This is a genomic window from Mycobacterium sp. M23085, assembly GCF_045343915.1.
Taxonomy (GTDB): domain Bacteria; phylum Actinomycetota; class Actinomycetes; order Mycobacteriales; family Mycobacteriaceae; genus Mycobacterium.
In genome coordinates, this window is record NZ_CP174280.1 from 1,816,560 (window position 1) to 1,841,174 (window position 24,615).

At 67.6% G+C, this 24,615-nt stretch carries 22 protein-coding genes; 10 read left to right on the top strand and 12 right to left on the bottom strand.

Annotated features, from left to right (window positions below):
• The 4 genes from ACIUM1_RS08180 (at position 1) to ACIUM1_RS08195 (ending at position 5,048) form a co-directional block, all read left to right on the top strand.
• The gene (locus ACIUM1_RS08180; RefSeq protein ID WP_406816697.1) at positions 1 to 696 is read left to right on the top strand and encodes an SDR family oxidoreductase; all 696 of its coding nucleotides are present in this window, start codon (positions 1 to 3) and stop codon (positions 694 to 696) included.
• Positions 687 to 1,655 carry a glycosyltransferase family 9 protein gene (locus ACIUM1_RS08185; protein ID WP_406816698.1) on the top strand — a complete coding sequence of 323 codons (969 nt, stop codon included), beginning with the start codon at positions 687 to 689 and terminating at the stop codon, positions 1,653 to 1,655. Before ACIUM1_RS08180 ends, ACIUM1_RS08185 begins: the two co-directional genes overlap by 10 nt.
• Entirely contained in the window at positions 1,652 to 2,956 is a 1,305-nt protein-coding gene (locus tag ACIUM1_RS08190) for a UDP-glucose dehydrogenase family protein (protein ID WP_406816699.1), read from the top strand. The genes ACIUM1_RS08185 and ACIUM1_RS08190 overlap by 4 nt, the downstream gene beginning before the upstream one ends.
• A gap of 298 nt (positions 2,957 to 3,254) precedes the next feature.
• The gene (locus ACIUM1_RS08195; protein ID WP_406816700.1) at positions 3,255 to 5,048 is read left to right on the top strand and encodes a thiamine pyrophosphate-requiring protein; all 1,794 of its coding nucleotides are present in this window, start codon (positions 3,255 to 3,257) and stop codon (positions 5,046 to 5,048) included.
• Positions 5,049 to 5,066: 18 nt separating this feature from the next.
• Here the strand turns inward: ACIUM1_RS08195 and ACIUM1_RS08200 are convergent, their stop codons facing one another.
• Both ACIUM1_RS08200 and ACIUM1_RS08205 read right to left on the bottom strand, forming a co-directional pair.
• Positions 5,067 to 5,735: a UdgX family uracil-DNA binding protein gene (locus ACIUM1_RS08200; protein ID WP_406816701.1), complete on the bottom strand. Its 669-nt coding sequence runs from the start codon at positions 5,733 to 5,735 to the stop codon at positions 5,067 to 5,069.
• A gap of 72 nt (positions 5,736 to 5,807) precedes the next feature.
• A complete protein-coding gene (locus ACIUM1_RS08205) occupies positions 5,808 to 6,368 on the bottom strand; it encodes a hemerythrin domain-containing protein (RefSeq protein ID WP_406816702.1) in 561 nt (186 codons plus the stop codon).
• Between the two features lie 148 nt (positions 6,369 to 6,516).
• Here ACIUM1_RS08205 and ACIUM1_RS08210 point away from each other — a divergent pair, with 148 nt between their 5' ends.
• The 3 genes from ACIUM1_RS08210 to ACIUM1_RS08220 all read left to right on the top strand — a co-directional run bounded on the left by ACIUM1_RS08210 (position 6,517) and on the right by ACIUM1_RS08220 (position 9,781).
• A complete protein-coding gene (locus ACIUM1_RS08210) occupies positions 6,517 to 7,590 on the top strand; it encodes a hypothetical protein (RefSeq protein ID WP_406816703.1) in 1,074 nt (357 codons plus the stop codon).
• Between the two features lie 71 nt (positions 7,591 to 7,661).
• Positions 7,662 to 8,699: a sensor domain-containing protein gene (locus ACIUM1_RS08215; protein WP_406816704.1), complete on the top strand. Its 1,038-nt coding sequence runs from the start codon at positions 7,662 to 7,664 to the stop codon at positions 8,697 to 8,699.
• A gap of 110 nt (positions 8,700 to 8,809) precedes the next feature.
• Positions 8,810 to 9,781 carry an aldo/keto reductase gene (locus ACIUM1_RS08220; RefSeq protein ID WP_406816705.1) on the top strand — a complete coding sequence of 324 codons (972 nt, stop codon included), beginning with the start codon at positions 8,810 to 8,812 and terminating at the stop codon, positions 9,779 to 9,781.
• On the opposite strand, the gene ACIUM1_RS08225 is transcribed toward ACIUM1_RS08220, so the two are convergent.
• From ACIUM1_RS08225 to ACIUM1_RS08245, 5 genes are all read right to left on the bottom strand, one after another.
• Positions 9,778 to 10,545, bottom strand: coding sequence for an SDR family oxidoreductase (locus ACIUM1_RS08225; protein ID WP_406817591.1), 768 nt, complete (start codon positions 10,543 to 10,545; stop codon positions 9,778 to 9,780). The genes ACIUM1_RS08220 and ACIUM1_RS08225 overlap by 4 nt on opposite strands.
• A 92-nt stretch (positions 10,546 to 10,637) precedes the next feature.
• On the bottom strand, positions 10,638 to 12,392 hold the full coding sequence (locus ACIUM1_RS08230; RefSeq protein ID WP_406816706.1) for a diguanylate cyclase domain-containing protein: 1,755 nt from the start codon (positions 12,390 to 12,392) through the stop codon (positions 10,638 to 10,640).
• Between the two features lie 191 nt (positions 12,393 to 12,583).
• Positions 12,584 to 14,734, bottom strand: coding sequence for a glycogen debranching protein GlgX (gene glgX / locus ACIUM1_RS08235; RefSeq protein WP_406816707.1), 2,151 nt, complete (start codon positions 14,732 to 14,734; stop codon positions 12,584 to 12,586).
• 91 nt (positions 14,735 to 14,825) lie between these two features.
• The gene (locus tag ACIUM1_RS08240) at positions 14,826 to 16,007 is read right to left on the bottom strand and encodes a zinc-dependent alcohol dehydrogenase (protein ID WP_406816708.1); all 1,182 of its coding nucleotides are present in this window, start codon (positions 16,005 to 16,007) and stop codon (positions 14,826 to 14,828) included.
• A gap of 114 nt (positions 16,008 to 16,121) precedes the next feature.
• Complete coding sequence (locus ACIUM1_RS08245) at positions 16,122 to 16,829, bottom strand: GAF and ANTAR domain-containing protein (RefSeq protein WP_406816709.1); 708 nt, start codon at positions 16,827 to 16,829, stop codon at positions 16,122 to 16,124.
• A gap of 306 nt (positions 16,830 to 17,135) precedes the next feature.
• Here ACIUM1_RS08245 and ACIUM1_RS08250 point away from each other — a divergent pair, with 306 nt between their 5' ends.
• Entirely contained in the window at positions 17,136 to 18,446 is a 1,311-nt protein-coding gene (locus tag ACIUM1_RS08250) for an NAD(P)/FAD-dependent oxidoreductase (protein ID WP_406816710.1), read from the top strand.
• Positions 18,447 to 18,469: 23 nt separating this feature from the next.
• On the opposite strand, the gene ACIUM1_RS08255 is transcribed toward ACIUM1_RS08250, so the two are convergent.
• Complete coding sequence (locus ACIUM1_RS08255; RefSeq protein ID WP_406816711.1) at positions 18,470 to 19,006, bottom strand: DUF1360 domain-containing protein; 537 nt, start codon at positions 19,004 to 19,006, stop codon at positions 18,470 to 18,472.
• Between the two features lie 64 nt (positions 19,007 to 19,070).
• Positions 19,071 to 19,436, bottom strand: a complete 366-nt coding sequence (locus tag ACIUM1_RS08260; RefSeq protein WP_406816712.1) for a helix-turn-helix transcriptional regulator — start codon at positions 19,434 to 19,436, stop codon at positions 19,071 to 19,073.
• Positions 19,437 to 19,593: 157 nt separating this feature from the next.
• On the opposite strand from ACIUM1_RS08260, the gene ACIUM1_RS08265 reads away from it, so the two are divergent.
• Positions 19,594 to 20,040 (top strand): Hsp20/alpha crystallin family protein, encoded by a 447-nt coding sequence (locus tag ACIUM1_RS08265; protein WP_406817592.1) that lies wholly within the window; start codon positions 19,594 to 19,596, stop codon positions 20,038 to 20,040.
• Between the two features lie 135 nt (positions 20,041 to 20,175).
• Positions 20,176 to 20,907, top strand: coding sequence for a PAS and ANTAR domain-containing protein (locus ACIUM1_RS08270; RefSeq protein WP_406816713.1), 732 nt, complete (start codon positions 20,176 to 20,178; stop codon positions 20,905 to 20,907).
• A gap of 20 nt (positions 20,908 to 20,927) precedes the next feature.
• Here the strand turns inward: ACIUM1_RS08270 and ACIUM1_RS08275 are convergent, their stop codons facing one another.
• From ACIUM1_RS08275 to ACIUM1_RS08285, 3 genes are all read right to left on the bottom strand, one after another.
• Positions 20,928 to 22,214: a hypothetical protein gene (locus tag ACIUM1_RS08275; RefSeq protein ID WP_406816714.1), complete on the bottom strand. Its 1,287-nt coding sequence runs from the start codon at positions 22,212 to 22,214 to the stop codon at positions 20,928 to 20,930.
• A 98-nt stretch (positions 22,215 to 22,312) separates the two neighbouring features.
• The gene (locus ACIUM1_RS08280) at positions 22,313 to 23,497 is read right to left on the bottom strand and encodes a cation:proton antiporter (protein WP_406816715.1); all 1,185 of its coding nucleotides are present in this window, start codon (positions 23,495 to 23,497) and stop codon (positions 22,313 to 22,315) included.
• A gap of 33 nt (positions 23,498 to 23,530) precedes the next feature.
• Positions 23,531 to 24,613 carry a PDR/VanB family oxidoreductase gene (locus tag ACIUM1_RS08285; protein WP_406816716.1) on the bottom strand — a complete coding sequence of 361 codons (1,083 nt, stop codon included), beginning with the start codon at positions 24,611 to 24,613 and terminating at the stop codon, positions 23,531 to 23,533.
• Between the last annotated feature and the right edge of the window lie 2 nt (positions 24,614 to 24,615).

Here is a 24,615-nt window from a genome sequence, read left to right on the forward strand (position 1 = left end):
ATGCAGGAACAATCGCTTGCAGGTGTGTTGATCTCCGGCGGCTCTTCCGGATTGGGCGCGGCCGCGGTGACCGCGGTGATCGCCCACGGCGGCGTACCGCTGGTGCTCGACAAGAAACCGCCGTCCGCTGACGTGCCCTATGTCACCTGCGATCTGGCCGACACCAGCGCCGTCGGATCTGCCGTCGAATCCCTCGCCGAGCAGGTGGACGGCCGCATCACCGGCGTCTTCACCGCGGCCGGCATCGACTGTTGCGGAACCCTCGAACAGGTGCCGGCCAAGGAATGGGAACAGGTCATCGCCGTCAACCTGGTCGGGACCGCCGCCGTCGTCCGGGCCGCGCTGCCGTACCTGAAGGCCACTCGGGGACGCGTCGTCACCTGCGCCTCCACGCTGGGCATCAAAGCGGTCAGCGATGCCACCGCCTACTGCGCATCCAAGTTCGGGGTCGTCGGCTTCACCCGCGCGCTGGCGGCCGAACTCGCGGGAGAGGTGGGCGTCACCTTGCTCATCCCGGGCGGGATGCACACCCCGTTCTTCGACGGACGGCCCGAGCAGTACAAGCCGCCGGCGGACGCCAAGCTCAACCAGCCCGAAGACGTCGCCAACACGGTGCTTTTCGCGCTTTCTCAACCGGGCGGGTGCGAGGTGCGTGAGATGGTGGTCTGCGCCTCGACGGAATCGTCGTGGCCCTAACGGCCGGAGCGACCCTGGCGGGCGCAGCGCCGGACAGCATCGTGGTGCTGCGCGCCTTGGGGCTCGGTGACTTGCTGACGGCGGTGCCGGCCCTGCGCGGGCTGCGACGGCACTATCCGAAAGCCCGGGTGGTGCTCGCCGCACCGGATCGCTATCGCGACCTGGCCATGCTCACCGGCGCAGTCGATGAGCTGCTGCCCACCTCGGAGCTCGGTGACGTGCAACCGCTGACCGGGCCGCCGGCGCTGGCGGTCAATCTGCACGGCTGCGGTCCACAGAGCATCGACCATCTGCTGGCCTGGGCGCCGCATTCGGTGATCAGTCATTGTCATCACTGTCATCCGAATCTGGCGGGGCCGCGCTGGCGCCCGGATCTGCATGAGGTACATCGGTGGTGCGCACTGCTCGAATGGGCGGGAATACCTTGCGATTCAACCGATTCGCTGCTGCCGCGGCCACCGCTGCCCCGGGACGAGACCGGAGCCGTCGTCATTCATCCCGGCGCGTCCGCACCGGCGCGGCAATGGCCACCGGAGCGGTTCGCCATGGTGGCCGCCGCGCTGCGCAACGAGGGCTACCAGATCGTGATCACCGGATCGCCCTCCGAATTCGACCTCGCCCACCAGGTCGCCGCCGCCGCGCGGTTGCCCCGTACCGCCGTCGTCTCCGGGCTGCTCGATCTGCCGGCGTTGACGGCGCTCATCAGCGACAGCCGCCTGGTGATCTGCGGCGACACCGGAGTGGCGCATCTGGCCGCCGCCACCGGCACGGCATCGGTGGTGCTTTTCGGCCCCACCTCGCCGCACCAGTGGGGCCCGCGGGGACCGGCGCCACACGCCGCGCTCTGGGCGGGCCGCAGCGGCGATCCCCACGCCGCGGTGCCGGATGAGGGACTTCTGAGCATCACGGTGGCCCGGGTGCTATCCGCAAGCCGCGAGATCTTGGGAGAGACGGCATGAGTGGCGAACCGCGCGTCGGTGTGGTGGGTGTCGGTTACGTCGGTTTGACCACCGCCGTCTGCGTGGCCGGGAAGGGGCTGAATACCGTTGCCGTCGATATCGATCCGAGTCGGGTGGGCAGGCTCGCGGCCGGAGTCTCGGTCATCGACGAGCCCGGGTTGTCCGAACTGCTGGGTGACGGACTCGCCAACGGCTTACTGAGCTTCAGCGCCGACTACGGTGCGCTGGCCGACCGAGACGTCGTCTTCGTCTGTGTTCCCACGCCCAGCGCTGACGACGGGCACGCCGATCTGGACGCGGTCGAATCGGTGATCGACCGGCTCGGCGGTGTACTGAGGCGGGATGCCATCGTGGCGCTGAAATCGACGGTTCCGGTCGGTACCACGTCCGCGATGGCGTTGCGGTTGTGCCGCAAAGGCATTCGTGTCGTCTCCACGCCCGAGTTTCTGCGCGAGGGGCGAGCCGTCGACGACTTCAGCCACCCGGACCGACTCGTCATCGGAACCCACGACGAATCGGCGGCTCAGCTGGTGCTGCAGTCGTACGGGCTCGACGCGCAGCGTGTCCTGCGAATGAGCCCGGAGAGCGCCGAGCTGGCCAAGTACGCCAGCAACGCCTTCCTGGCGGTCAAGCTGTCCTACACCAATTCCCTGGCGGCACTGTGCGCGCGGGTCGGCGCCGACATCGAGGACGTCACCTGCTGTATGGGCGCCGATCGGCGCATCGGGCCGGAGTTCTTACGCCCCGGACCCGGGTGGGGCGGTTCGTGCCTGCCCAAGGACACCGCGGCGCTGGTGCACACCGCGCACCGCAACGCGGTCGGCTTCGCCGAGGTCGAGGCGGCTCGGCGGACCAACGCCGGACAGGCGGACCGGATCGTCTCCGCTTTGCTGCGCAGAATCGGCCGGCCGTTATCGGGTTGCCGGGTCACCGCTTTGGGCCTCACCTTCAAGGCCGCCACCAGCGACACCAGGGATTCGCCCGCGCTGGCGGCGTGCAAAGCACTCGCCGCGGCCGGCGCCCAGGTGGTGGGCTACGACCCGCAACTGCCCAACATCGATCCCGCCGTGCTGCAGCAAAGCCGGGTGACGGCCGTCGACGACCCTTATCGGGCGGCAAAGGCCGCCGACGCGATCGTCGTCCTGACCGAATGGCCGCAGTTTCGCCGACTCGATTGGCGCATCATCGCGCAGGATGCGCCACTGGCCGTGGTGCTCGATGCCCGAAACTCGCTCGATCCGGCGACCGTGTGCGAGGCCGGATTCGCCTACCTGGGAAACGGTGTGCACGGCGGGTTTTGACGCTGTTGTGCAGCGGCCCCGGCGAAGTGCGGATGCCATTGCACAATCGCCAGCTGAAAACTGGCTGAGAGTCGTCTGACCGGCCCGGTTTGAGCGCATAACACCGGCGATTCAGGGTAGTCCGGCCCCTGTGGGAAGTGCCCAAGCCGCCCACACGGCGGCAGCCTGCATCAGTCACGCCTCCCGGCAGCGGCCCCGCATTGGCCCGCAAGCCCGGGGTGTCGCGCAGGTGGTTCAAACAATAGCCACACACGCCCATCCGCCAGGACTGTAGAACCGTCTGCCGAGGAGGCAAAGCATGTCCAAAAAAGAGGTTTCTGACTATCTGCTGGAGCGTTTGCGGGCGTGGGGCGTTGAACACGTTTTCGGATATCCCGGGGACGGCATCAACGGGCTGCTCGCCGCGTGGGGCCGCGCGGACAACAAGCCCAAGTTCATCCAGTCGCGCCACGAGGAGATGAGCGCATTCGAGGCGGTGGGCTATGCGAAGTTCACCGGCCGGATCGGGGTCTGCGCGGCCACCTCCGGCCCCGGCGCGATCCACCTACTGAACGGCCTATACGACGCCAAACTCGACCACGTCCCGGTGGTGGCCATCGTCGGTCAGACCAACCGCAGCGCCATGGGCGGCAACTATCAGCAGGAAGTCGACCTGCTGAACCTCTTCAAGGACGTCGCCAGCGACTACGTCCAAATGGTCACGGTTCCCGAACAATTGCCCAATGTGCTGGATCGCGCGATCCGGATCGCGATGACCCAGCGGGCACCGACGGCGTTGATCATCCCCAGCGACGTTCAGGAGCTGCCGTACTCACCGCCCGAGCACGCGTTCAAGATGGTGCCCTCCAGCCTCGGCATCGAATACCCGGACATCGCCCCCGACGACGCCGCCATCGCGCGCGCGGCCGACGTCCTCAATGCCGGCAAGAAGGTCGCCATGCTGGTGGGCACCGGTGCGCGCGGAGCCCACCAAGAGCTCGCCGAGGTCGCCGATCTGCTCGGTGCGGGAGCGGCGAAGGCCCTGCTGGGCAAGGACGTGCTGTCCGACGAATTGCCTTGGGTCACCGGCTCAATCGGCTTACTGGGCACCCGGCCTAGCTACGAGATGATGCGCGACTGCGACACGCTGCTCACGGTCGGCTCCAGCTTCCCGTACACCCAGTTCCTGCCGGAGTTCGGTCAAGCCCGCGCGGTGCAGATCGACGTCGACGGCCGGATGATCGGCATGCGCTACCCGTACGAGGTCAACGTGGTCGCCGACGCGAAGACCGCGCTGCGGGCACTGATCCCGCACCTGCGCCGCAAGGAAGACCGCTCGTGGCGTGAGGGCATCGAGAAGACGGTGGCGCGCTGGTGGGAAACCATGGAGAAGGAGGCGATGGTCAGCGCTGATCCGGTCAACCCGCTGCGGTTGTTCTCCGAACTCTCCCCCCAGTTGCCCGACAATGCCATCGTCACAGCCGATTCCGGCTCGTCGGCCAACTGGTACGCGCGCCAACTGAAGTTCCGCGGCAACATCCGGGGGTCGCTGTCGGGCACGCTGGCGACGATGGGTCCCGGCGTTCCCTACGGCATCGGCGCCAAGTTCGGCCAGCCGGATCGGCCCGTGATCGTGTTCAGCGGTGACGGCGCCATGCAGATGAACGGCATGGCCGAGCTCATCACGATCAAGCGGTACTGGCAGGAGTGGAAAGATCCCCGCCTGATCGTTGCGATCCTGCACAACAACGACCTCAACCAGGTGACCTGGGAAATGCGCGCCATGGCCGGTGCCCCGAAATTTGCTGAGTCCCAAAACCTTCCCGACGTCGACTTCGCCGCGTTCGCGGCGGGCCTGGGGCTGAACGCCATGGCGATCAAGGATCCGGAGGAATTGTCGGACGCGTGGCGCAACGCGCTGTCCGCGGACCGTCCCACCGTGCTGGACGTGTACACCGACCCCGACATGCCGCCGATCCCACCGCATGCCACGTGGGAGCAGTTCAAGTCGGCGACCACGGCCGTGCTCTCCGGTGACGAGGACCGGGCGGGCTTCGTCAAGATCGGCCTGAAGACAAAAGCACAGGAATTCTTGCCGCACAAGAAGAGTTGACCGCGGCGGGTGCGGTACTCACCTGGGCTTGGTGAGTATCGCACCCGCGCTGCGCAGGTCGTCGACGAACGACTTGTAGACCTCGTCATGGTGGTCGCTGCGGTCGCGCAACACCGACGAGGGGTGGACGGTCGCCACCACCGTCGCCTCCGGTGTCAGGTGCACGTCGACCGATTCCGGCAGCCGCAGTTGCCGGCCGCGCTGAGTGGACACCCGAAAAGTGGTGCCCAGCAACGACTGTGCGGCGGTCGCGCCCAGGCACACGATGACGTTCGGCCGCACCGCCTCGATCTCGGCGATCAGCCAGGGCCGGCAAGCGACCACTTCGGTGCGGCCGGGTTTCTGGTGGATGCGCCGCTTGCCGCCCTTGCGGGTGAATTTGAAGTGCTTGACCGCGTTGGTCTGGTAGACCAGCGCCGGATCGATGCCGGCGTCTTCGAGGGCCCGGGCGAGCAGCCGCCCGGCCGGGCCGACGAACGGCTCTCCGGCGCGGTCCTCTTGGTCGCCGGGCTGCTCGCCCACCAGCATGATCGGCGCGCCGGGATGCCCGTTGCCGAACACGGTCTGGGTGGCGTTCTCGAAAAGCGAACAGCCCCGGCAGGTTTCGGCCGCACGGCGCAACGCGTCCAGACCTCGCTGCTCTGGGAGGTAGCGGGCGGCTCCGGGCGCGTTCGACGTTGTGGCCATGGTCGTGTTGGCGGGAAGGCATGGTCCCCCGCTCGCCCACCGAGCGGGGGGACCACGCCGCGGGTGGCTGTGTCAGCCTTTGCCCGTGATGGCGTCGCGGGCCCGGTCGAGCATCGCGGCGAACGGTCCGGCGGCCAAATTGGCCGCCTGCGATTCCACCCCGGCGTGCGGGCGGGTGGGAGCGATCGCCTCGGCGAGCTTGGCTGCGCGGCCCATCCGTTCGAGCTCCTCGCCGCTCAATTCCTCACCCAGCTTGGCGAATTCGTCGTGTTCCTCGTGCTCGGCGTGCTGGATGACCGCGTCGCGCAGCTTGGTCAATTCGCGGGTGAATTCCTCGCTGTCGACGTCCAGCTTTTCCAGCTTCTGCAAAACGGTCTTGGCCTCGTGCTCTTCATGCAGGCGATCGTCCACCACGGCGGTGCCGTTGGCGATCTTGCGCTTGGCGCGGGGGTGAACGACCTCTTCCTCCGCGGTTTCGTGCACGGCGAGCAAACGCCGAAGTTCGAAAAAGGCCTTTTCGCGGGCCTTTCCGGAGGCCGCGAGGGTTTCGGCGAACATCGCCTTGATCTGCTCATGCTGACTGACGAGGAAGTCGACCACGTCGGTGGGTGACTTCATGGCGTTCGGTGCCACAGTGTCTCCCTCCCATCTAGTTGGTTCGACGCGCAGGGCTGTGCGCGCTCGCTGGAACGGCTACCCGACGAATCCGGCCACCAAACGGGGTGTGGCCGTGCCTGCAAGGGGTATGTCCTGGACGAACGGCGAAAGGAGCATGCGGTCGATGGGCACCGCAATGGGTTCCCGCGCGGGCGAGCGCATCCGGGCGCTGCTGCGTCGCGGTGTCGCCGGCGTGGTTGCGACGGCCGCGATGACCACGGCCTGTTCGCACCCGGGAGCGTCGCTGGAGTCCGCGCCCGACGTCGAACTGTGGCGTGCCGCTGCCGCGTTGCACGCGCCGGTGTGGTCCTATCGCATGCACGCGCTGGTCGCGCTGACCGACGATCAGCGGTTGGCCGAGGTCACCGCCGGCGATCGCGGCGGCGACGCCACAACGCGGTTCTCCGTCCCGATGGCGCCCGGGCGCAACCTGCAGATCAGCCAGAAAGACGAACGGGTGGTGTTCGTGCCGCAACCCGACCGCGGCCGGGTGGCCGCGGTCGACCTGGACACTTTGCGCCAGGTCAACGATTTCGACGCCGGACCGGCGCCGGCCTACCTGGCGCAGGACGCGGGACTGCGGATGCTGCTGGCGCTGTCGGCGGATGGGACGGCGGTGACGCCGGTGGATCAGTACGGCTACCGCAAGCTACCCACCGCCGTCACCGGGACCGGCGCCGACGCCATCGACGGCGCGAACCGGGGCCGCGAACTCGACTACCACCTGTATGGACCGTCCGGCATCCGCCACTTTCAGGGAACCTCGTCGCCGGCGGCCCAACGCGGCTCACTGAACTTCGACGTCGCGGTCTCGGCGGGTGACGGCACGGCGGTGACCCGCAGCTATGTCGCCGGCCGTGACGACGACACGCTGCATGCCATCGACTCGCGCCGTGGCGGACGGGGATTGGAGGAGCTGGCCAGCACGCGATTATCGGCGCAGATCCGCGAACTCGGCACCGACGACACCAGGATCTACGCCGCCACCGACCGCGAACTGGTGACGCTCGAGACGGCGAGCTTCACCGGCTTTCCGGACGGGCGAATTCGCGTCCTCCGCGCCATCGACTACCGGTCGGGGCTGCCTCCCGACGCCCAGGCGGCCCGGCTCTCGGGCATGGCGGTGGGGCCGCATCGCGTCTACCTGACCTTCGCGCAGGCGCCCTACGTGGTCAGCATCGCCAAGCCGCGGCTGTGACGGCCCCGGTTTAGGCCAGGGCCCTTGTCGGCTACATTTCGGGCAGGTTCGGCCGCTAAGGAGGCACCGGGGTGACAAACCCGCAGGACCCGTATTGGCAAAACCCGCTGAGTTACGACCCGCTTGGCCGCGTTCCGCCGCCCGACGCGGAGCCACCCGCCATCGAGCCGCCCGTCCTCCAGCCGCTCGCCGCGCAGCCGCCGCAGTTCACCCCGCCGCCCGCCCCCACGCCCTACCGACCGCCGGTCAACACCATGGCGACGCTGTCGCTGGTCTTCGCGTTCCTGTTCGCACCCGTAGGGGCGATTCTGGGACATGTCGGCCTGGCGCAGATCCGCCGGACCGGCGAGCTCGGCCGGGACCGTGCCCTGGTGGGGGTGACGCTGTCTTACATCTTCATCACGTTGGCGGTCGTCGCCCTGGCCGGCTGGGCCACGCTGGCCGGGTCGACCTCGTCGCACCGGACGTCACCGGGTGCCAGCACGACCGCCGGACCGCCGCCGCCCACGGTCCCGCCGGAGACCATCGCCACGCTGCTGCCCAGCCTCGACGCGCTACGCAACATCACCGGCGATGCGAACCTCGACGTCGGCCCGACCTGGAACAGCCCCGGCCGCTCCCCGGACGACGGCAGCATCGACCGCCCGGAGTGCTGGGAAAGCATCGCCGCCGGCAGTCCCGACGCCTACACCCCCGGGGCGCTGGCCGGATATCACGCCGGTGAATTCACCGACACCCGCAGCATGATGAAGTCGATGCAGGTCATCCAGGGCGTCGCGGCGTTCCGCGATCCGGGCGCGGCCCAGGCGCAACTGGCCAGCCTGCTGTCAGGCTGGCACAAATGCGGCGGCTCGACCGTCACGGTGAGCGCACCAGGCGGACAGCCGATTCCGATGTCGGTGAGCGCCCCCGCCGACGCCGGCAACGGCATCACCACCCTGGACCTGACGCCCAAGGGCATCCAGGTGCGCTCCGCACGGGCGATCGCGGCCAAGGCGAACGTCGTCATCGACCTGAACGTGTCGGCCAGCGGCACCACGGACAGCGCGGCGCCCCGCGCGGCCGCGGTCAGCATCGCCAACTACATCCTCGGCAAGATCCCCGGCTGAGCGACCCGCCGCGCCCGGCTCCGCCGCGCTTACGATCGCCACCGGGCTCATCAGTGGCGACCCGCCGCGCCCGGCTCCGCCGCGCTTGCGATCGCCACTACGCTGGGCGCATGAAATTTGTCGACGTCGACGGGGTCGGCCGGGTCAGCCGGATCGGCCTGGGCACCTGGCAGTTCGGTTCACGCGAGTGGGGTTACGGGGAAAGCTACGCCGCCGGCGCCGCCGGCGACATCGTGCGCCGCGCCCTTGCCCTCGGGGTGACGCTGTTCGACACCGCCGAGGTGTACGGCCTGGGCAAGAGCGAGCGGATCCTCGGTGAGGCCCTGGGCGACAGGCGCGCCGACGTCGTGGTGGCCAGCAAGATCATGCCGGTCGTGCCCTTCCCCGCGGTGGTCAAGCAGCGGGCCCGCGCCAGCGCCCGGCGGCTGGGACTGGACCGGATCCCGCTGTACCAGATTCACCAGCCCAACCCGGTGTTTCCGGACTCGGTGATCATGCCGGGCATGCGCGACCTCCTCGACAGCGGCAAGATCGGCGCCGCCGGTGTCTCGAACTATTCGCTGCAGCGGTGGCAGCAGGCCGACGCCGCGCTGGGCCGTCCGGTGATCAGCAACCAGGTGCACTTTTCGCTGGCGTACCCCAAGGCGCTGAAGAACCTGGTGCCGTTCGCCGAGCGGGAGAACCGCATCGTGATCGCCTACAGCCCGCTGGAACAGGGACTGCTAGGCGGCAAGTACGGCGTCGACAACCGTCCGGGCGGCGTCCGCGCGGTGAACTCGCTGTTCGGCACCGAAAACCTGCGCCGCGTCGAGCCGCTGCTGCAGCTGTTGCGCGACGTCGCCACGGACGTCGACGCCAAGCCGGCGCAGGTGGCGCTGGCCTGGCTGATCAGCTATCCGGGCGTGGTCGCCATCCCCGGCGCCTCGAGCGTCGAGCAGCTCGAGTTCAACGTCGCGGCCGCCGACATCGAGCTGCCCACCGCATCCCGCGACGCGCTCACCGAGGCGGCCCTGGCGTTCCGGCCGACGTCGGCGGCGCGGTTCCTGACCGACCTGGCCAAGGAGAAGCTCGGCCGCGGTTAGGACTGGTTGGCTTCGGCGAACGCGGCCGCACTGGCGGGCGCGCCGCGGGCCACCACCAGCGGCATCGACGTCGAGGCGTTGGTCCGCAGGATGGTGTGCACGACGTCGATCAGGTCCTCGACCGGCATCAACTTGCCGGGCATGCAGCCGCGCGACGACCACAGCGGGACCGCCTTCATCGCGAGGTCCATGTCCCAGCCCTCGTTCATCCCGGTTTGACCGTCGCCCTCACCGCCCGCGCACTCCCCGACGATCAGGTTGGTGAAACCGATGTCGGAGTGCTCGGCCCGCCACGCCTCCACGAGCCGTTCCAGGGCGGCCTTGCTGACGCCGTACGCGCCCAGACCCGGCCACGGCGGCCCAAAGGTGCCCGCGTCCGAAGACAGGTACACCGCCTTGCCGGACGACACCGTCAGATGCGGCACCGCCGCCGCAGTCACCAACGATGCGCCGATGACATTGGTGTCGAAGATGCGCCGCCACGTGTCGGCATCGGTGTCCACCATGCGGACCAACGGTCCGACGGCAGGTGTGTAGACGATGTTGTCGATGCCGCCGAGAGCTTCGGCGGCACGATCGATGGCCGAGCGGCAGGACGCCTGGTCGGTCACATCGCACTCGATCGGGACCGCGTCGGCGCCGGCGTCCCTGGCCGCGGCTTCGATGCGCTCCCGGCGCCGGGCCAGCAGCGCGACCCGATCGCCGCGCTGCGCAAGACCGACACCTATGCAACGGCCCAATCCACTGGAGGCACCGACCACCACTGTCCTTGACATATTCGCCCTCTCTTGTAACGCAAGACGCTGTCGCGAGAAACCTACCGGATGCGACGCGCCGCGTGGCGATCATCGGCCGGTTAAATCGGGACGACGGTGTTCCGCTCGCCGGACTTGGCGCGGTACATGGCCTCGTCCGCCCGCGCCGTGACGGCGTCGACGGACTCGTCGGAAACCGAAAGCGTGGCACCTATGCTCAAGGTCGCGCGAATCGTGTTGCCGGATATGTAGATTGGCTCAGCGACACGGCAGCGGATCTTTTCCGCGATCTGGGCGAGCTCGTTGCCGCTGCGCACGCCCGGCAACAGCACCAGCATCTCGTCGCCACCCGTGCGCCCGACCGTGTCGCCGCGGCGAACGCTGGCCCGGATCCGCGCGGCCAGCGTCGCGAGCACGAAGTCCCCCATGCCGTGCCCCCACGTGTCGTTGATCGCTTTGAAATGGTCGACATCGCAGAACAAGACGCCGACGTGGGTGCCCTCGGGTTGCGGTTGCCCCAGCGCGGACTCGAGCCGGCTGAGGGCCTCGGCCCGATTCACCAGCCCGGTCAAGGTGTCGAACCGCGCCAACCGTTCCAGTCGCTGTTCCGCCTCGACCTGATCATCGACGACCCGTAGCGCCGCGATCAGCCCATCGGTTTTACCCTCCGCGTCGGTGTAGGGCTTTCCATGACCGTCGACCCAGTGATAGACGCCGTCGAACGCGCATACCCGGAATCGTTGCAGCACGTGTTCGCCGCCGGCGATCCTGCGCACGGCGGCCACGAGTTCGTCGCGATCCTCGGGATGGATGCGGTCGGCGAAGACCGAGCCGGTCCAACGCCGGAGTGGGCCGCCCAGAGCGGCCTGCACCGACGGCGAAACCCACGCGACCTCGCCCCCGCGAAAGTGCACGATGACGTCCACCGCATTGTCCGCGAGGATGCGGTAACGCGCCTCGGCCTCGGCGCGTTCGTTGCTGGCCAACTCCTTCGAGATCAGCAGCTGCTGTTCGCGCTGGCTGAAGTAGAACGTGATCGCCCCGACGACGGCGGTGCCGAACAAGATCGAGAAGGTCCACACCGCGTGCTCCCCCAGGCCGAGCGTCAGGAAGGCCGGCCTCGACAGCGCCACCACAACCGGAAAACCGGCCAGGATGCCGAGCAACCGCACCAATGACCGTGAGTCGGGACGGGCGAGCAGCCAGGCAACCGGGAGGCGATCAGGGCGGGTAAGCGACGCCGCGACGATGAGCAACAGCAGCGCCAGGGCCGTCGAGAGCGCCTGGCCGGTCGACGCCGACACACCCACCAGTGCCAAGGCGTCGAACAAATAGGCCCCGGCCGTGACCAACGGGACAGCCCCGGCGCTGATCAGCAACACCGGCCAGACCACGCGAGTCCAGCGGTCCACCCGCATCCATGCGACGGCGCCGGCCAGGAACAGCACCGGAGCGGCGGTCTGGGGGCTCGGACGTCCGGGCCATGATGTTTGCCGGCCGCGCACCGCTTCGCCGAACAGCGCCTGGTCCATGCCGAGCGACCCGACGGTCGTGTACTCCAGCAACACCGCGACGGCCAGGACGCCCACCAGGATTGCCGAAACACGCGCGATCCGTATGCGTGTCGACGACGGCCGCCCCGATTGCGCCAGGATTGCCACCCCCAGGGCAGCCAGCCACAACGCGGTCCAGGGCGTCATCGGCGGCCAGCTCGGGTAGATCCGGGTCAGCCCGTCGATCCCGGCCGACCAGCCCGCCCACGTCAGCGCGGCGACGATCAGCACCACCAACGCCGCCGCCCGCCCGGCCCGGATCAACGCCGCTTCCGCGCGTGCGCCGTGGGCCAGCCGGTCCATCGCCGCTCCCCTTCTTACCCGCTGCATCTCGCCGCGCTGTCCACGGCGGCGCCGACGGTTCGGCGGCATCAATATTCTGCGGCAAAGGGCAACCGGTGTCCGCAATTTCGGCAAGACCGCTACGGCCAGCCGGCATCAGCGGACGCTTCCGCCGGCCTGGGCGGGTGTCCGCGCCTGTCCGGGTGGACTCGCTAGCCGGCGTCGGGGGCCTGCAGCACTACGGCGGTGTGCGCATCGACGGTGAACGTGCCGCCGCCGGGCACCTCGTCGGCCGGCGTCTCCTCGTCCGGACCGGTGAAGACGACGACCTGCCAGGACGCCCCGAATTCCTTTGGCGGCAAGGTGAATTCGATGGGCTCATAGTGCGCGTTGAAGCACAGCAGGAACGAGTCGTCGAGCACCCGCTGCCCCCGCGGATCGCGGTCGGGGATGCCATGACCGTTGAGAAACACGGTGACCGATTTGGCGAACCCGGTACCCCAGTCCTCGTCGGTCATCTCGGTGCCCTCGGGCGTGAACCAGGCGATGTCGGGCAGTCCGTCCTGACCGCGGCGGCCCAGCGGCTTGCCGGAGAAGAATCGTCGCCTGCGGAACACCGGGTGTTCGGCGCGCAGTGCGGACACCGCGCGGGCGAATTCCAGCAGGCCGGTGTCGGCGCTGGACCAGTCGATCCAGGTGAGCTCGTTGTCCTGGCAATAGCCGTTGTTGTTGCCGTTCTGGGTGCGGCCGAGTTCGTCGCCGTGGCTGATCATCGGCACACCCTGGGACAACAGCAGCGTGGTCAAGAAGTTGCGCTGCTGGCGGGCGCGCAGCGCGTTGACCTCCGGGTCGTCGGTCGGCCCCTCCACTCCGCAATTCCAGGACCGGTTGTGGCTCTCGCCGTCGTTGTTGTCCTCGCCGTTGGCCTCGTTGTGCTTCTCGTTGTAGGACACCAGGTCGCGCAGCGTGAAGCCGTCGTGGGCAACGACGAAGTTGATCGACGCCACCGGCCGCCGTGCGGTGTGCTCGTAGAGATCCGCCGATCCGGAGAGCCGGTAGGCGAACTCGTCGAGGGTGGCCGGCTCGCCGCGCCAGAAGTCGCGCACGGTGTCGCGGTACTTCCCGTTCCACTCGGTCCACTGTGGCGGGAAGTTGCCCACCTGGTATCCGCCCGGGCCGACGTCCCACGGTTCCGCGATGAGCTTGACCTGGCTGACCGTCGGATCCTGTTGCACGAGTTCGAAAAACGTTGCCAGGCGGTCGACGTCGTAGAATTCGCGGGCCAGCGTGGCGGCCAGGTCGAAGCGGAAGCCGTCGACGTGCATCTCGGTCACCCAGTAGCGCAGCGAATCCATGATCAGTTGCAGCGCGTGCGGATGTCCGACGTTGAGGCTGTTGCCCGTGCCGGTGTAGTCCATGTAGTACTGCTTGTCGTCTTCGACGAGGCGGTAGTAGGCGGCGTTGTCGATGCCGCGCATCGACAGGGTCGGGCCCAGGTGGTTGCCCTCCGCGGTGTGGTTGTAGACCACGTCGAGGATGACCTCGATGCCGGCTTCGTGCAGCGAGCGGACCATCGCCTTGAACTCCTGGACCTGGCCGCCCGGGGTGGTGGCGCTGGAGTACTTGAAGTCGGGCGCGAAGAAGCCGATCGTGTTGTAGCCCCAGTAGTTCGACAACCCCTTGTCCACCAGGGTGGAATCGTTGGCGAAGTGGTGTACCGGCATAAGTTCGATGGCCGTGACACCGAGACTTTGGAGGTGCTCGATGATCACCGGGTGCGCCACCGCGGCGTAGGTGCCGCGCAACGGCTCCGGGATGTCCGGGTGGGTCATGGTCAGGCCCTTGACATGCGCCTCGTAGATGACCGTGTCGGCGTACTGGTGGTCCGGCGGCCGGTCATTGCCCCAGTCGAAGTAGGGGTTGATCACCACCGACTTGGGCATGCTGGCCGCCGAGTCGTCGTCGTTGCGGCTGTCGGGGTCGCCGAAGTTGTAGCTGAACAGCGACTGGTTCCACTCGAAGGAGCCGTCGATGGCCTTCGAATACGGGTCGACGAGCAGCTTGTTCGGGTTGCACCGCAGCCCGGCCTGCGGGTCGTACGGACCGTACACCCGGTAGCCGTAGCGCTGGCCCGGTTCGATGTTGGGGATGTAAGCGTGCCAGATGAAGCCATCGACCTCCGGAAGGACGATGCGGCTTTCGGTGCCGTCGGCATCGAACAGGCACAATTCCACTCGCTCAGCCACCTCGCTGAACACGGCGAAATTGGTGCCCGCTCCGTCGTACGTGGCACCCAGCGGGTAGGCCCTGCCCGGCCACACCTCTCCGGTGGGCGTGGGAGCGAGGGCGTCTGCGGTGGTCATGGCGGATTCAATACCCTGCCTACACAGCCGTCAAACTGTGACGGCACCCCTTCTCACCCTGGCCGAACGAAAACCTTTGTGCCGTAGCCGATCACGGCCGGAGTATGACCTTCACCGCACCGTCCTGCTTCTTCTGGAAGATGTCGTAGGCGTGCGGGGCCTGGTCCAGGGGCAGCACATGAGTGGCGAAGTCGTCGACACCGAGCGGGTCCTCATCGGTCAGCAGCGGCATGATGTCGTCCACCCAGCGCTTGACGTTGGCTTGTCCCATCCGCAGGGTCACCTGCTTGTCGAACAGGGTCAGCATTGGCAGCGGGTCGGCCATACCGCCGTACACGCCGATCAGTGAGATCGTCCCGCCACGCCGCACGATGTCGATGGCGGAGTACAGGGCGGACAACCGATCCACGCCGGCGGTCTGCATGACCCGCTTGCCCAGCGCATCGGGCAGCAACCCGGCAACCTGCTGCGCCAGTTTGGCGGCCGGCGAGCCGTGCGCCTCCATGCCGACCGCGTCGATGACCGAGTCGGTTCCCCGACCGTCGGTCAGGTCACGGATCGCGTCACCAAGGGAGGAGTCCAGCCGCCCCAGATCGACGGTGTGAATTCCGCGTTTCGCCGCGCGGCCCAGCCGCTCGGGCACCAGGTCGACGGCGATGACGCGGTAGCCGAGATGATCGGCGATCCGCGCGGCCATGTCGCCGATCGGACCCAACCCGAGCACGGTGACCGAGCCGCCGGGCGGGATGTTGGCGTAGTCGACCGCCTGCCAGGCGGTGGGCAGCACGTCCGACAGGTAGACGAACCGTGAATCCGGCGGCCCCACAGGGACTTTGATGTGGGTAAACTGCGCCTGCGGGACGCGGAGCAACTCGGCCTGTCCGCCGGGGACGGACCCGTAGAGCTCCGAATAACCGAAAAGCGCCGCCCCCATGCCCTGCTCGCGCACCTGAGTGGTCTCGCACTGCGTGTAGAGCTGCTCTTTGCACGTCATGCAACTGCCGCAGGAGATTTGGAACGGGATGACTACCCGGTCCCCCACTCGCAGGTCACCCGTCTGGCCGCCGACCTCACGTACGATTCCCATCGGTTCGTGACCGAGAATGTCCCCGGGGTTCATGAACGCCCCGAGAATCTCGTACAGGTGCAGGTCGGACCCGCAGATGTTGGTCGAGGTGATCTCGATGATCGCGTCGGTGGGTTGCTCGATCTTGGGGTCGGGCACCGATTCCACCCGTACATCGCGTTTGCCGTGCCACGTGACAGCCTTCATGTGAAATGCGATACCCGTCTCGCACCTGTCGAAACGCCATCGGCGCGACGGAAAGGATGGGCCCGTCACGTCGGTGGGGTTGCACGACAGCGGAAAACGTTGTCGGGGAAGGCGTTAACGCCGGGGACGCTTGAGCGGGTGTTCGCTGTCGATGAGTGCGGCCGCAACGTCGACCAGCCGGGTGTTGGACTGCTGTGAAAGCCGGGTGAGCAACCTGAACGCTTCGACGGAGTCGAGATTGAAGCGCTCCATGATGACCCCTTTGGCCTGCCCGATGACGTCTCGCGAGGCCAGGGCGCTGCGGAACTGGTCCTGGCGCCGCATCATCGACCACGCCAGGGCGATATGGGTGGCGTACACGGTGCCCAACTCAACAGCCTCCTGGTCGAAGGCGTGCGGGCGGTTGGCGTAGAAGTTCAGCGCGGACATACTGCTGCCATCGACGAACAACTCGAAAGCCAGGATGGAGCGGATGGGGGTCTGCTCGAGCGCATGCCGCCGGTAGCGCAGCCAGCGCTGCTCTGCGCTCAGGTCGGCGATGTGCATGACGTGATGCTCCCAGGCCGCGGCCAGGCACGGCCCCTCCCCGAACCTGTTTTGAATCGCGTCCAGGATCTTCGGGTAGTGGTGGGTGGCGACCACACTGCTGACGGACTTGCTCTTCTCGGCCAGGGTGATCCCCGCATATTCAGAACCGGTGACGTGCTGGACCCCGTTGTCGATGAGCTCGTGCAGCCCGGCCGCGGTGTCGCTGTTGTTCCACTCCAGGTTCGTCACCAGTTCCACGAGCTGGTTCACGATCGTGGCGCTGCCGTCTCGCATAACCATCACCCCTGAAGCCCGTCTCGGCCGCGGAACCATTTTCCACTGGCGTCACGACGAAATTGACACCGTGCGATTGCCAACGCCCATCCAAGTCTATGAGCCATTGAGCGAAGTGCAAGGTCAGATAACGAACGGGTCGAGGCGTGCGGCGGGCTTATGCGCCGGGGACAGGATGCCCCAGGAGCTGCTGCTTTTCTAGCTATCGTCAAAATCGTTGCTGGACAACGCCTTTCACGCCCGGCAGCCCTGACGCACCCAGGCGGGCCCCCGTCGCGCTTCCGGAGGCCGCCTACACTCGGTTCGGTGACCTCCATTGTGATCGTGGGAAGCGGCTTCACCGGGTTCACCTGCGCGCGTCGACTGGCCCGGATTCTGCGCCGGCGGCGTGCGTCGGTCGACATCACGATGATTTCGCCCGTCGACTACATGCTGTACACGCCGCTGCTGCCGGACGTCGCCGGCGGCGTCGTCGACGCCCGCTTTGTCGCTGTCCCGCTGGCCAATTCGCTCAAGGGGATACGCGCCGTGCGCGGCCGGGTGGACGGCGTGGACTTCGCCCGGCGCACGCTGACATATTGCGATCCCGAAGAGCGCAGCCATTCGATGTCCTGGGATCGGCTGGTGCTGACGCCGGGCTCGGTGACACGGTTGTTCGATGTCCCGGGGCTGGCCAGGCACGCTCGCGGACTGAAGACCACCGCCGAGGCCCTCTACCTGCGAGACCATTTCGTCGAGCAGCTGGAGCTGGCCAATATCGAAGACGATGCGCGGGTCGCCGCGGCCCGGCGCACGGTCGTGGTGGTCGGCGCTTCTTACTCGGGCACTGAGCTGGTGGCGCAGCTGCGGGCGCTGGCCGACGCGGCGGCCAAGCAGATGGCCTTCAACCCGGCCGAGGTGCGGTTCCTGCTGCTGGACATGGCCGACCAGGTGATGCCCGAGGTGGGAAAGAAGCTGGGTGATGCCGCGCTCAAGGTGTTACGCAAGCGCGGCATCGACGTCCGGCTCGGCACCACCCTCAAGGAGGCACACGCCGATCACGTTGTGCTCAGCGATAATTCGCGCATCGAGACGCGCACGATCGCCTGGGTGACGGGCGTGACCGGCGCACCGTTGATCCAGAACCTGGGGCTACCGACCGGAAAGGGCCGGCTCACCGTGCAGGCCGATCTCCAGGTGCCGGATCACCCCGAGGTGTTCGCGGCCGGTGACGCGGCCGCGGTTCCCGATTTGACCCAACCGGGCAAGGTCACACCGCCGACCGCCCAACACGCGACCCGGCAGGGCAAGGCGCTGGCCCGCAATGTCGCCGCCAGCCTCGGTTACGGCAGCAGCAAGGACTACAAGCACCGCAACCTCGGCCTGGTGGTCGACCTCGGACCGCGCTACGCGGTGGCCAACCCGCTCAACATCCATTTGTCCGGGTTGGCCGCCAAAGCCGTCACCAGGGCGTACCACTTGTATGCGATTCCACGGGGCGTCAATCGGTGGGCGGTGTCGCTGGCCTACCTGACCGACGCGCTGTTCGCCCGTTCGGTCGTTTCGATCGGGTTGTCCTCGGAGGACGACGCGCAATTCACCGCCAGCGAAGGTATCCCGATGCCGAAGACGAGCTGAGGCACCCCTTATCCGGAGGGACGTCAGCCTTCGGCCGACTGTTGCGCCACCGCGTAGGCCAGCTGAAGGAAGTCCGCGCCCGCCAGGGCGCTGAACACGCCCGCGATCAACCGGGTGAACCGGGGCGCGAATACCAGGCCGATGGCAAACCCCGTCGCCACCCACATGTCCAGGCAGAACGGGCAGGTCAGCAGTTCCCCCAGGCTGTGCCGCAGCTGGCTGTGTTCGCGGACCTCCTCCTGAACTTCGGCCGGGCCGCCGGTGCCCGCGTAGCGGGTGAACGGCGCGCGCAATGGGCTGGTCACCGCGTCCTTGCTCAGGGTTCGCGACAGTTTGTGGGTGCCCAGGGTCAGGATGAGCAAGTCCTGGACCCGCCACCGGGTCGGCAACGTGCGGCCGGTGGCCAGCCCGACCAGCACCGCACCGACCACCACCGCGCCGTAGACGACCATCACGGCCAGATAGCCGCCCAACGGTCGATCGTGGTCGCCGCGGTAGGCGTCCGCTTCCTGTCGTGCACCATCGACCACCTGAGCACCGGTTTCCGTGAACTCACCCATCGCTTCTCCTTGAACGCATAGCGGGACGGGTACCCGACCTGGGTCGGTGCAATCCGCGATCGGCTCAGACGGTGTCCGGCTCGACGGGCTTGCTTGCCTTCGCGGCTGCCCGCAAGGTGCGGTTGGTGGAGCGCAGGTCGGTGTTGGCCGCCGACAGCGTGGCGTTGTGGTCTTCCAGATCGAGGATGCGTGCGACGCCGGCCAGGTTCACCCCGGCGTCGACCAGCTCACTGATGCGCTTGAGCCGCACCAGGTCATCGGCGCTGTACCGGCGAGTTCCGCCTCGGCTACGCGCCGGTGTGATCAAGCCGTAGCGTTCGTAGAGTCGTAGCGACTGCACCGCGATCCCGGACAGCTCGGCGGCCACCGAGATGCCATACACACCATGGTCGGACGAGGGGGCACCCGCGTCGCCGCGGTAGTCGACCATCAGCCATCTCCTTCAGCTACCGGCTCCTCCGGCTATCGGCCCAAAAATCTATCTAGCACACTTGCATCATTCTGTCGAGGATGCTATATCAAATCTATGTCATTAGACATAGGAAATTGCCGACCCACCGCCTAGATTGGAGTGAGAGGTGACCACCATGCTGATGCGTTCAGATCCCTTCCGTGAGCTCGACCGCTTCGCGCACCAGGTCCTAGGTACCGCCGCCCGGCCGGCGGTGATGCCGATGGACGCCTGGCGGGAAGGCGAGAAGTTCGTCGTCGAGTTCGACCTGCCCGGCATCGATGCCGACTCGCTGGACATCGACATCGAGCGCAATGTGGTGACGGTGCGCGCCGAACGGCCGGCCGTCGACCCCAACCGCGAGATGCTGGCCACCGAGCGGCCGCGCGGCGTGTTCAGCCGCCAGCTCGTGCTCGGCGAGAACCTCGACACCGACAAGATCGAGGCCTCCTACGCCGAAGGCGTTCTGCGCCTGCACGTTCCGGTGGCAGAGAAGGCCAAGCCGCGCAAGATCACCGTCGGACGCGGCGACTCACCCCGGGCCGTCCGTGAGGGCGCCCAGCGCGAGGTCATCAACGCCTGACTGACCGGCGGGCCGGGCGGCGGTCCTCTCGCACGCGCCCGCGTGCGCGGACTCCTCCAACCGCCGCCCGCCGCCGGCCCCAGGCCACCGGTGCGAACGAACGCCTCGCCCGGCACCGGGAAGAGCGGATACACCATGAAATGGGAACTCGACGGCCAGACGGCCAACGTCGAACAAGCGTTGGCCGGCGGGGACGCACAACCGGCGGGCTGGTTCCGCTTCTATTTCACCGACCAGCGCTGGGAATGGTCGGAACAAGTGCAACGAATGCACGGGTATGAGCCGGGCAGTGTCACTCCGACCACCGAACTGGTGCTGTCCCACAAGCATCCCGACGACCGCGGACACGTCGCGGCCACGATCGATGAAATGGTGGATACGCACCAGGCATTCAGCACACGCCATCGGATCGTCGATACCCGCGGAGACGTGCACCACGTCGTGGTCGTAGGTGACCAGATCCTCGACGACGACGGCGACGTGATCGGAACATACGGGTTCTACATCGACGTCTCCGGACCGCACGAACAAGTGCAGGAAGACCGGATGAGCGCGAAACTCGCTGAGATCAGCGAGAATCGGGCCGGCATCGAGCAAGCCAAAGGCATGTTGATGCTGGTCTACGGCATCAACGACCAGGCGGCCTTCGAGTTGCTCAAATGGTTGTCCCAGGAGGCGAATGTCAAGCTACGGCCGCTGGCCGAGCAGATCGCCCAAGATTTCCGCCGCGCCGGCCTGCCGCTGAACACCCAGTCGGAATTCGATCACCTGTTGCTGACGGCGCACCAACGGGTCCACCCCTCCGGTGATGGCGTTGCCGATGGCACGGACGCGAACCTGCGCGCTCTACGCGTCGAGGGTGAGTAGCCGGCCCGGATTCCGTAAGACTACGCAGATTTCGCGGTGCGATCCGGAGACCGCCTCAGCAGCGCCGCCGCGGCGCCCGCGGCGCACACCCCGATCGCGGCGGTGATCACCGTCGCCACCTCCACCGGGGCGAACCGGGAGTCCACCAGCGGTTTCACCACGGCCAGCACGGCCACCGCCGGCATCAGCAGCCGGACCCACCAGGCCACCACGCTGTCGCCGGGTATCCGCGAATTAGCCTCTGTGGCAAACACATACAGCGCCATCAACAACAGGGGCGCTGCGCCCAGGAGGATCAGGCCGATCCAGCGCGTGCCGTGCGTCGAGATTACGGCGGCAATCACCGCGACGAGCCCGAGCATCGCCAGTCGCAACCCGGCATGAGGCGTCGCGCCGCGCATGACCGCCATACCCGCGGCGGCGCGCACCGCCGCCCACGCCGAGGACAACGCGGCGGCCACCGCCAGGCTGAGGCCTGCGATGACCATCCACCTCTGGCCCGGGGCGGCGTAGAACTGTGGCACCGCTTCGGCCAGATGTTTGGCGCTCCATCGCCACGGCCCCACCACCCCCTGGTGATCACCGACCCACAGCACCACCGCCGCCACCGACACCAACGCGACGGCCAGCGACATGGACCTCCCAGGCCTGGCGATGCGCGCACTGCGGACCGTGATCAGTTCAACGCCCACCATTCCGAGGCCGAAGCCGACGAGCTGGCCGGATAATTGGCTCTGCGTTGCGGCCGTGCCGATGACGACCGCGTCACTGCCGGCCGCGATGCGGGCGGTCACCGCCACGGCGAGGTAGACGTAGACGAGCAGGCCCCCGATCACCAGCAGTGCCACAAGCGACGCGACGCCTCCAGTCGGAGACCCACAGGCGGCGGCACCGACGACGACCGCGGCCCCCACGGCGGCGAACGGTAACCATGAAACAATCCTCACCGGGTCTTCGCTTGGCGAAAACAGTTGCAGCAGTTCCAATCCGAGAGTAGTGGCGAACTTCCCCGCCAGCACCAGGTAGGCGCACAACTGGACGATGCCGGCGGCCGTCGCCGCTCGCCGGCCGAGGGTGGCGCCGATCAACTCGGCGGTGTTGCGTGCGTCTGGGGTATGCGCATGCAGTCGCGCCAACGCGTAGATGGCCGGAAGCACGACCGCCGCGCCGACCAGGGCGCCCAATCCGTGCACCGCCGCGGCTACGATCACGGCCATGCTCAGGCCGGCGGCCCGCCAGATACCCAGCGCGGGCTTTTTCGACCCGGACTCTTGTCGCGGCTTCGCCCGCAGCATTTTCCTCGGCATTGCCTAAGCATGACCCAGGGGTAGGAGATTGAACCCGGTACGCAACGCGGTTTCGATGGTTTTGTCGACCTACGGTCCGCCGCAGTGGGCGACGCCGGTCAGGTGGCGGCCTTGGCGGGCTGATCCGGTTCGGCGCGTTGCCGACTCGCCGCGACAGCACCCGCTATCGATGTGCAGGCGATGGTCAGCAGCGAGCCGAACATCAACGCCGACGCTTCACCCGCGGCAAGCAGGTGCTGCTGGGTGCCGATGGTGACGGCGGCCACCGCCACACCGAGCTGCGTGGAGGACATCACCGCGTAGCTGAGCGGCTGGCCGACCAGCCGTCCCACGCAATGCGCCAGCACGCCGCCCAGGCCCAGTCCGGCGCCGAGCAGAAGGTATTTCGGCTGCGAAGCCAGCTCACGCACCTGCAGCGAGGCGCCGAGCCAGATGAAAAACACCGGGCTGAAGAAACCCTCGGTGATGCCGAAGAGCTGACGCGCCAGCCGCCTCGGTTCGCCGACCGTGGCGATCACCAAACCCAGCGCGAAGCCCGCCAGCATGATCGACACGCCGGTGCTGACGGCCACTACCGCGAGCCCGAACAGCACCAGCAGATTGATCCGCAGTTCCAGCGCCAACTCGTTCTTGTGCGAATAGTCGTGCATGCGCTGCCGCCAGCCCTTGCGGTCGACCCAGCGCAGCAGCGCGTAGAGCAGCACCGCGCAGCCAGTGATCGCCAACCCACCCAGCGCCGCCGTCGCCGCGTGATGGAAGTCGATCACCAAGGGCAGCAGGACGATACCGGCCGCATTCGCGATGGCGATCTGCGCGGTCAGCGAGAGCACCTGCGGGCCGCGTAAGCGCAGCGAATCGATCATCGGCAACGTCATCGCCGCCGAGGACGAGGCCATCAGCACCGCGTAGAGCGCCGCGTGACCGGTACCGAACTGCGCGGCCAGCCCGACCCCCAGGGCCGCCGCGGCGGCGCCGGCCAGCACCGCTCGCGCCAGCGCCTTGGGCACCGCCGAACGCATCGCGGGGTCGCGGACCGGGACGTGGCTGCCCACCACGAACATCACCAGCGCGAAGCCGATGTTCGCGAACAAACCGAAGGTGGGGTCGGCGGCATCGACCACACCGAAACCCGTCTTGCCGATGGCCAGACCGGCGATGAACTCGCCGACGATCACCGGTATCCGCAGCCGCGGCACCGAGGCCAGCACCGGGCCGGCGAAACCGACGGCGGTCAGCAACGCCAGGGTGGGAAAGCCGAATCCCTGCACGTGGTCATTTTGCACGGCACGGGGTCAAACGTGGCGCATCTTCAGCGCTCAGGCGTCGATCACCACGCGCCCGGATTTCGCGCGGGAAACGCAGACCAGCATTTCGTCGTCTCCCTCTGCGCATCGCCCGCGCCGATCCACCTGTCCGGCAAGCACTTTCACCTTGCAGGTGCCGCAGAACCCCTGCTGGCAGGAGTACGCGGTGGTGGAATCGCGGTCGAGCATGACGTCGAGCGCCGACCGGTTCTCCGGCACACTGAGGATCCGCTTCGAGCGGGCCAGTTCCAGCTCGAAGGGGAGCCCATCGACCACCGGTGGAGGGCCGAAACGTTCGTAGTGCAGCGGCGCGTTTACGTGTTCGTTACGCGCGGTGCGCACCGCTTCCAGCATGGCGGTGGGGCCGCACACGTAGACCGCCGTCGCCGCGCCTGCGTCGGCGAGCAAGTCGGAGGCGGTGGGGAATCCACCGCGCTCGTCATCGGCCCACACGGTGACCCGGTCGGGGGACACCGCCACCACTTCGTCCAGCAACGGCATGTACTCCCGGCTTCGGCCGGCATAGACGGCACGCCAATCGATTCCGCGCTGCTGCGCCGTCTGAATCATGGGCAGGATCGGTGTCACCCCGATGCCGCCGATCACGAACAGCACCTCGCGCTCGTCGGTGACGAGGTAGAACGCGTTGCGCGGCCCCTCGAACTCCAACTTGTCGCCCACCTTGAAGGTGTCGTGCATTTCGACCGAGCCCCCGCCGCCGTCGGCGATGCGGCGCACCGCGATGCGGTAGTCGGTGCGGCGGGCCGGTAAACCACACAGCGAGTACTGTCGGCGACGGCCCGACGGCAGCCGAACGTCGATATGCGCACCGGGAGTCCAGCCGGGCAACAATCCACCCGCGGGGTCGGCCAACGTCAACGCGACCACATCGGGCGCCACCAACTCACGGTTGGTGACGATCGCGGTGGTTGTGCGCCGGACGGGCTGCACCCGCGAGGACGTCCACCGCGATGCCGACGCCAGGCCGCCGAACAGCGTGCCGACCCCGTACAACGCGGTGTACATACGATCACGTTTGCGGCGGCCGTACAGGTCTGCCGGAATGCTGTCCCAAATGGTCTGTGCCACAATCATCC

Bases quoted from the DNA above. Each gene is read 5' to 3' on its own strand.
- ACIUM1_RS08180 (WP_406816697.1), top strand. From the start codon at position 1: ATGCAGGAACAATCGCTTGCAGGTGTGTTGATCTCCGGCGGCTCTTCC.
- ACIUM1_RS08190 (WP_406816699.1), top strand. From the start codon at position 1,652: ATGAGTGGCGAACCGCGCGTCGGTGTGGTGGGTGTCGGTTACGTCGGT.
- ACIUM1_RS08195 (WP_406816700.1), top strand. From the start codon at position 3,255: ATGTCCAAAAAAGAGGTTTCTGACTATCTGCTGGAGCGTTTGCGGGCG.
- ACIUM1_RS08200 (WP_406816701.1), bottom strand. From the start codon at position 5,735: ATGGCCACAACGTCGAACGCGCCCGGAGCCGCCCGCTACCTCCCAGAG.
- ACIUM1_RS08210 (WP_406816703.1), top strand. From the start codon at position 6,517: ATGGGCACCGCAATGGGTTCCCGCGCGGGCGAGCGCATCCGGGCGCTG.
- ACIUM1_RS08220 (WP_406816705.1), top strand. From the start codon at position 8,810: ATGAAATTTGTCGACGTCGACGGGGTCGGCCGGGTCAGCCGGATCGGC.
- ACIUM1_RS08230 (WP_406816706.1), bottom strand. From the start codon at position 12,392: ATGGACCGGCTGGCCCACGGCGCACGCGCGGAAGCGGCGTTGATCCGG.
- glgX (WP_406816707.1), bottom strand. From the start codon at position 14,734: ATGACCACCGCAGACGCCCTCGCTCCCACGCCCACCGGAGAGGTGTGG.
- ACIUM1_RS08240 (WP_406816708.1), bottom strand. From the start codon at position 16,007: ATGAAGGCTGTCACGTGGCACGGCAAACGCGATGTACGGGTGGAATCG.
- ACIUM1_RS08245 (WP_406816709.1), bottom strand. From the start codon at position 16,829: ATGCGAGACGGCAGCGCCACGATCGTGAACCAGCTCGTGGAACTGGTG.
- ACIUM1_RS08255 (WP_406816711.1), bottom strand. From the start codon at position 19,006: ATGGGTGAGTTCACGGAAACCGGTGCTCAGGTGGTCGATGGTGCACGA.
- ACIUM1_RS08260 (WP_406816712.1), bottom strand. From the start codon at position 19,436: ATGGTCGACTACCGCGGCGACGCGGGTGCCCCCTCGTCCGACCATGGT.
- ACIUM1_RS08265 (WP_406817592.1), top strand. From the start codon at position 19,594: ATGCTGATGCGTTCAGATCCCTTCCGTGAGCTCGACCGCTTCGCGCAC.
- ACIUM1_RS08270 (WP_406816713.1), top strand. From the start codon at position 20,176: ATGAAATGGGAACTCGACGGCCAGACGGCCAACGTCGAACAAGCGTTG.
- ACIUM1_RS08275 (WP_406816714.1), bottom strand. From the start codon at position 22,214: ATGCCGAGGAAAATGCTGCGGGCGAAGCCGCGACAAGAGTCCGGGTCG.
- ACIUM1_RS08285 (WP_406816716.1), bottom strand. From the start codon at position 24,613: ATGATTGTGGCACAGACCATTTGGGACAGCATTCCGGCAGACCTGTAC.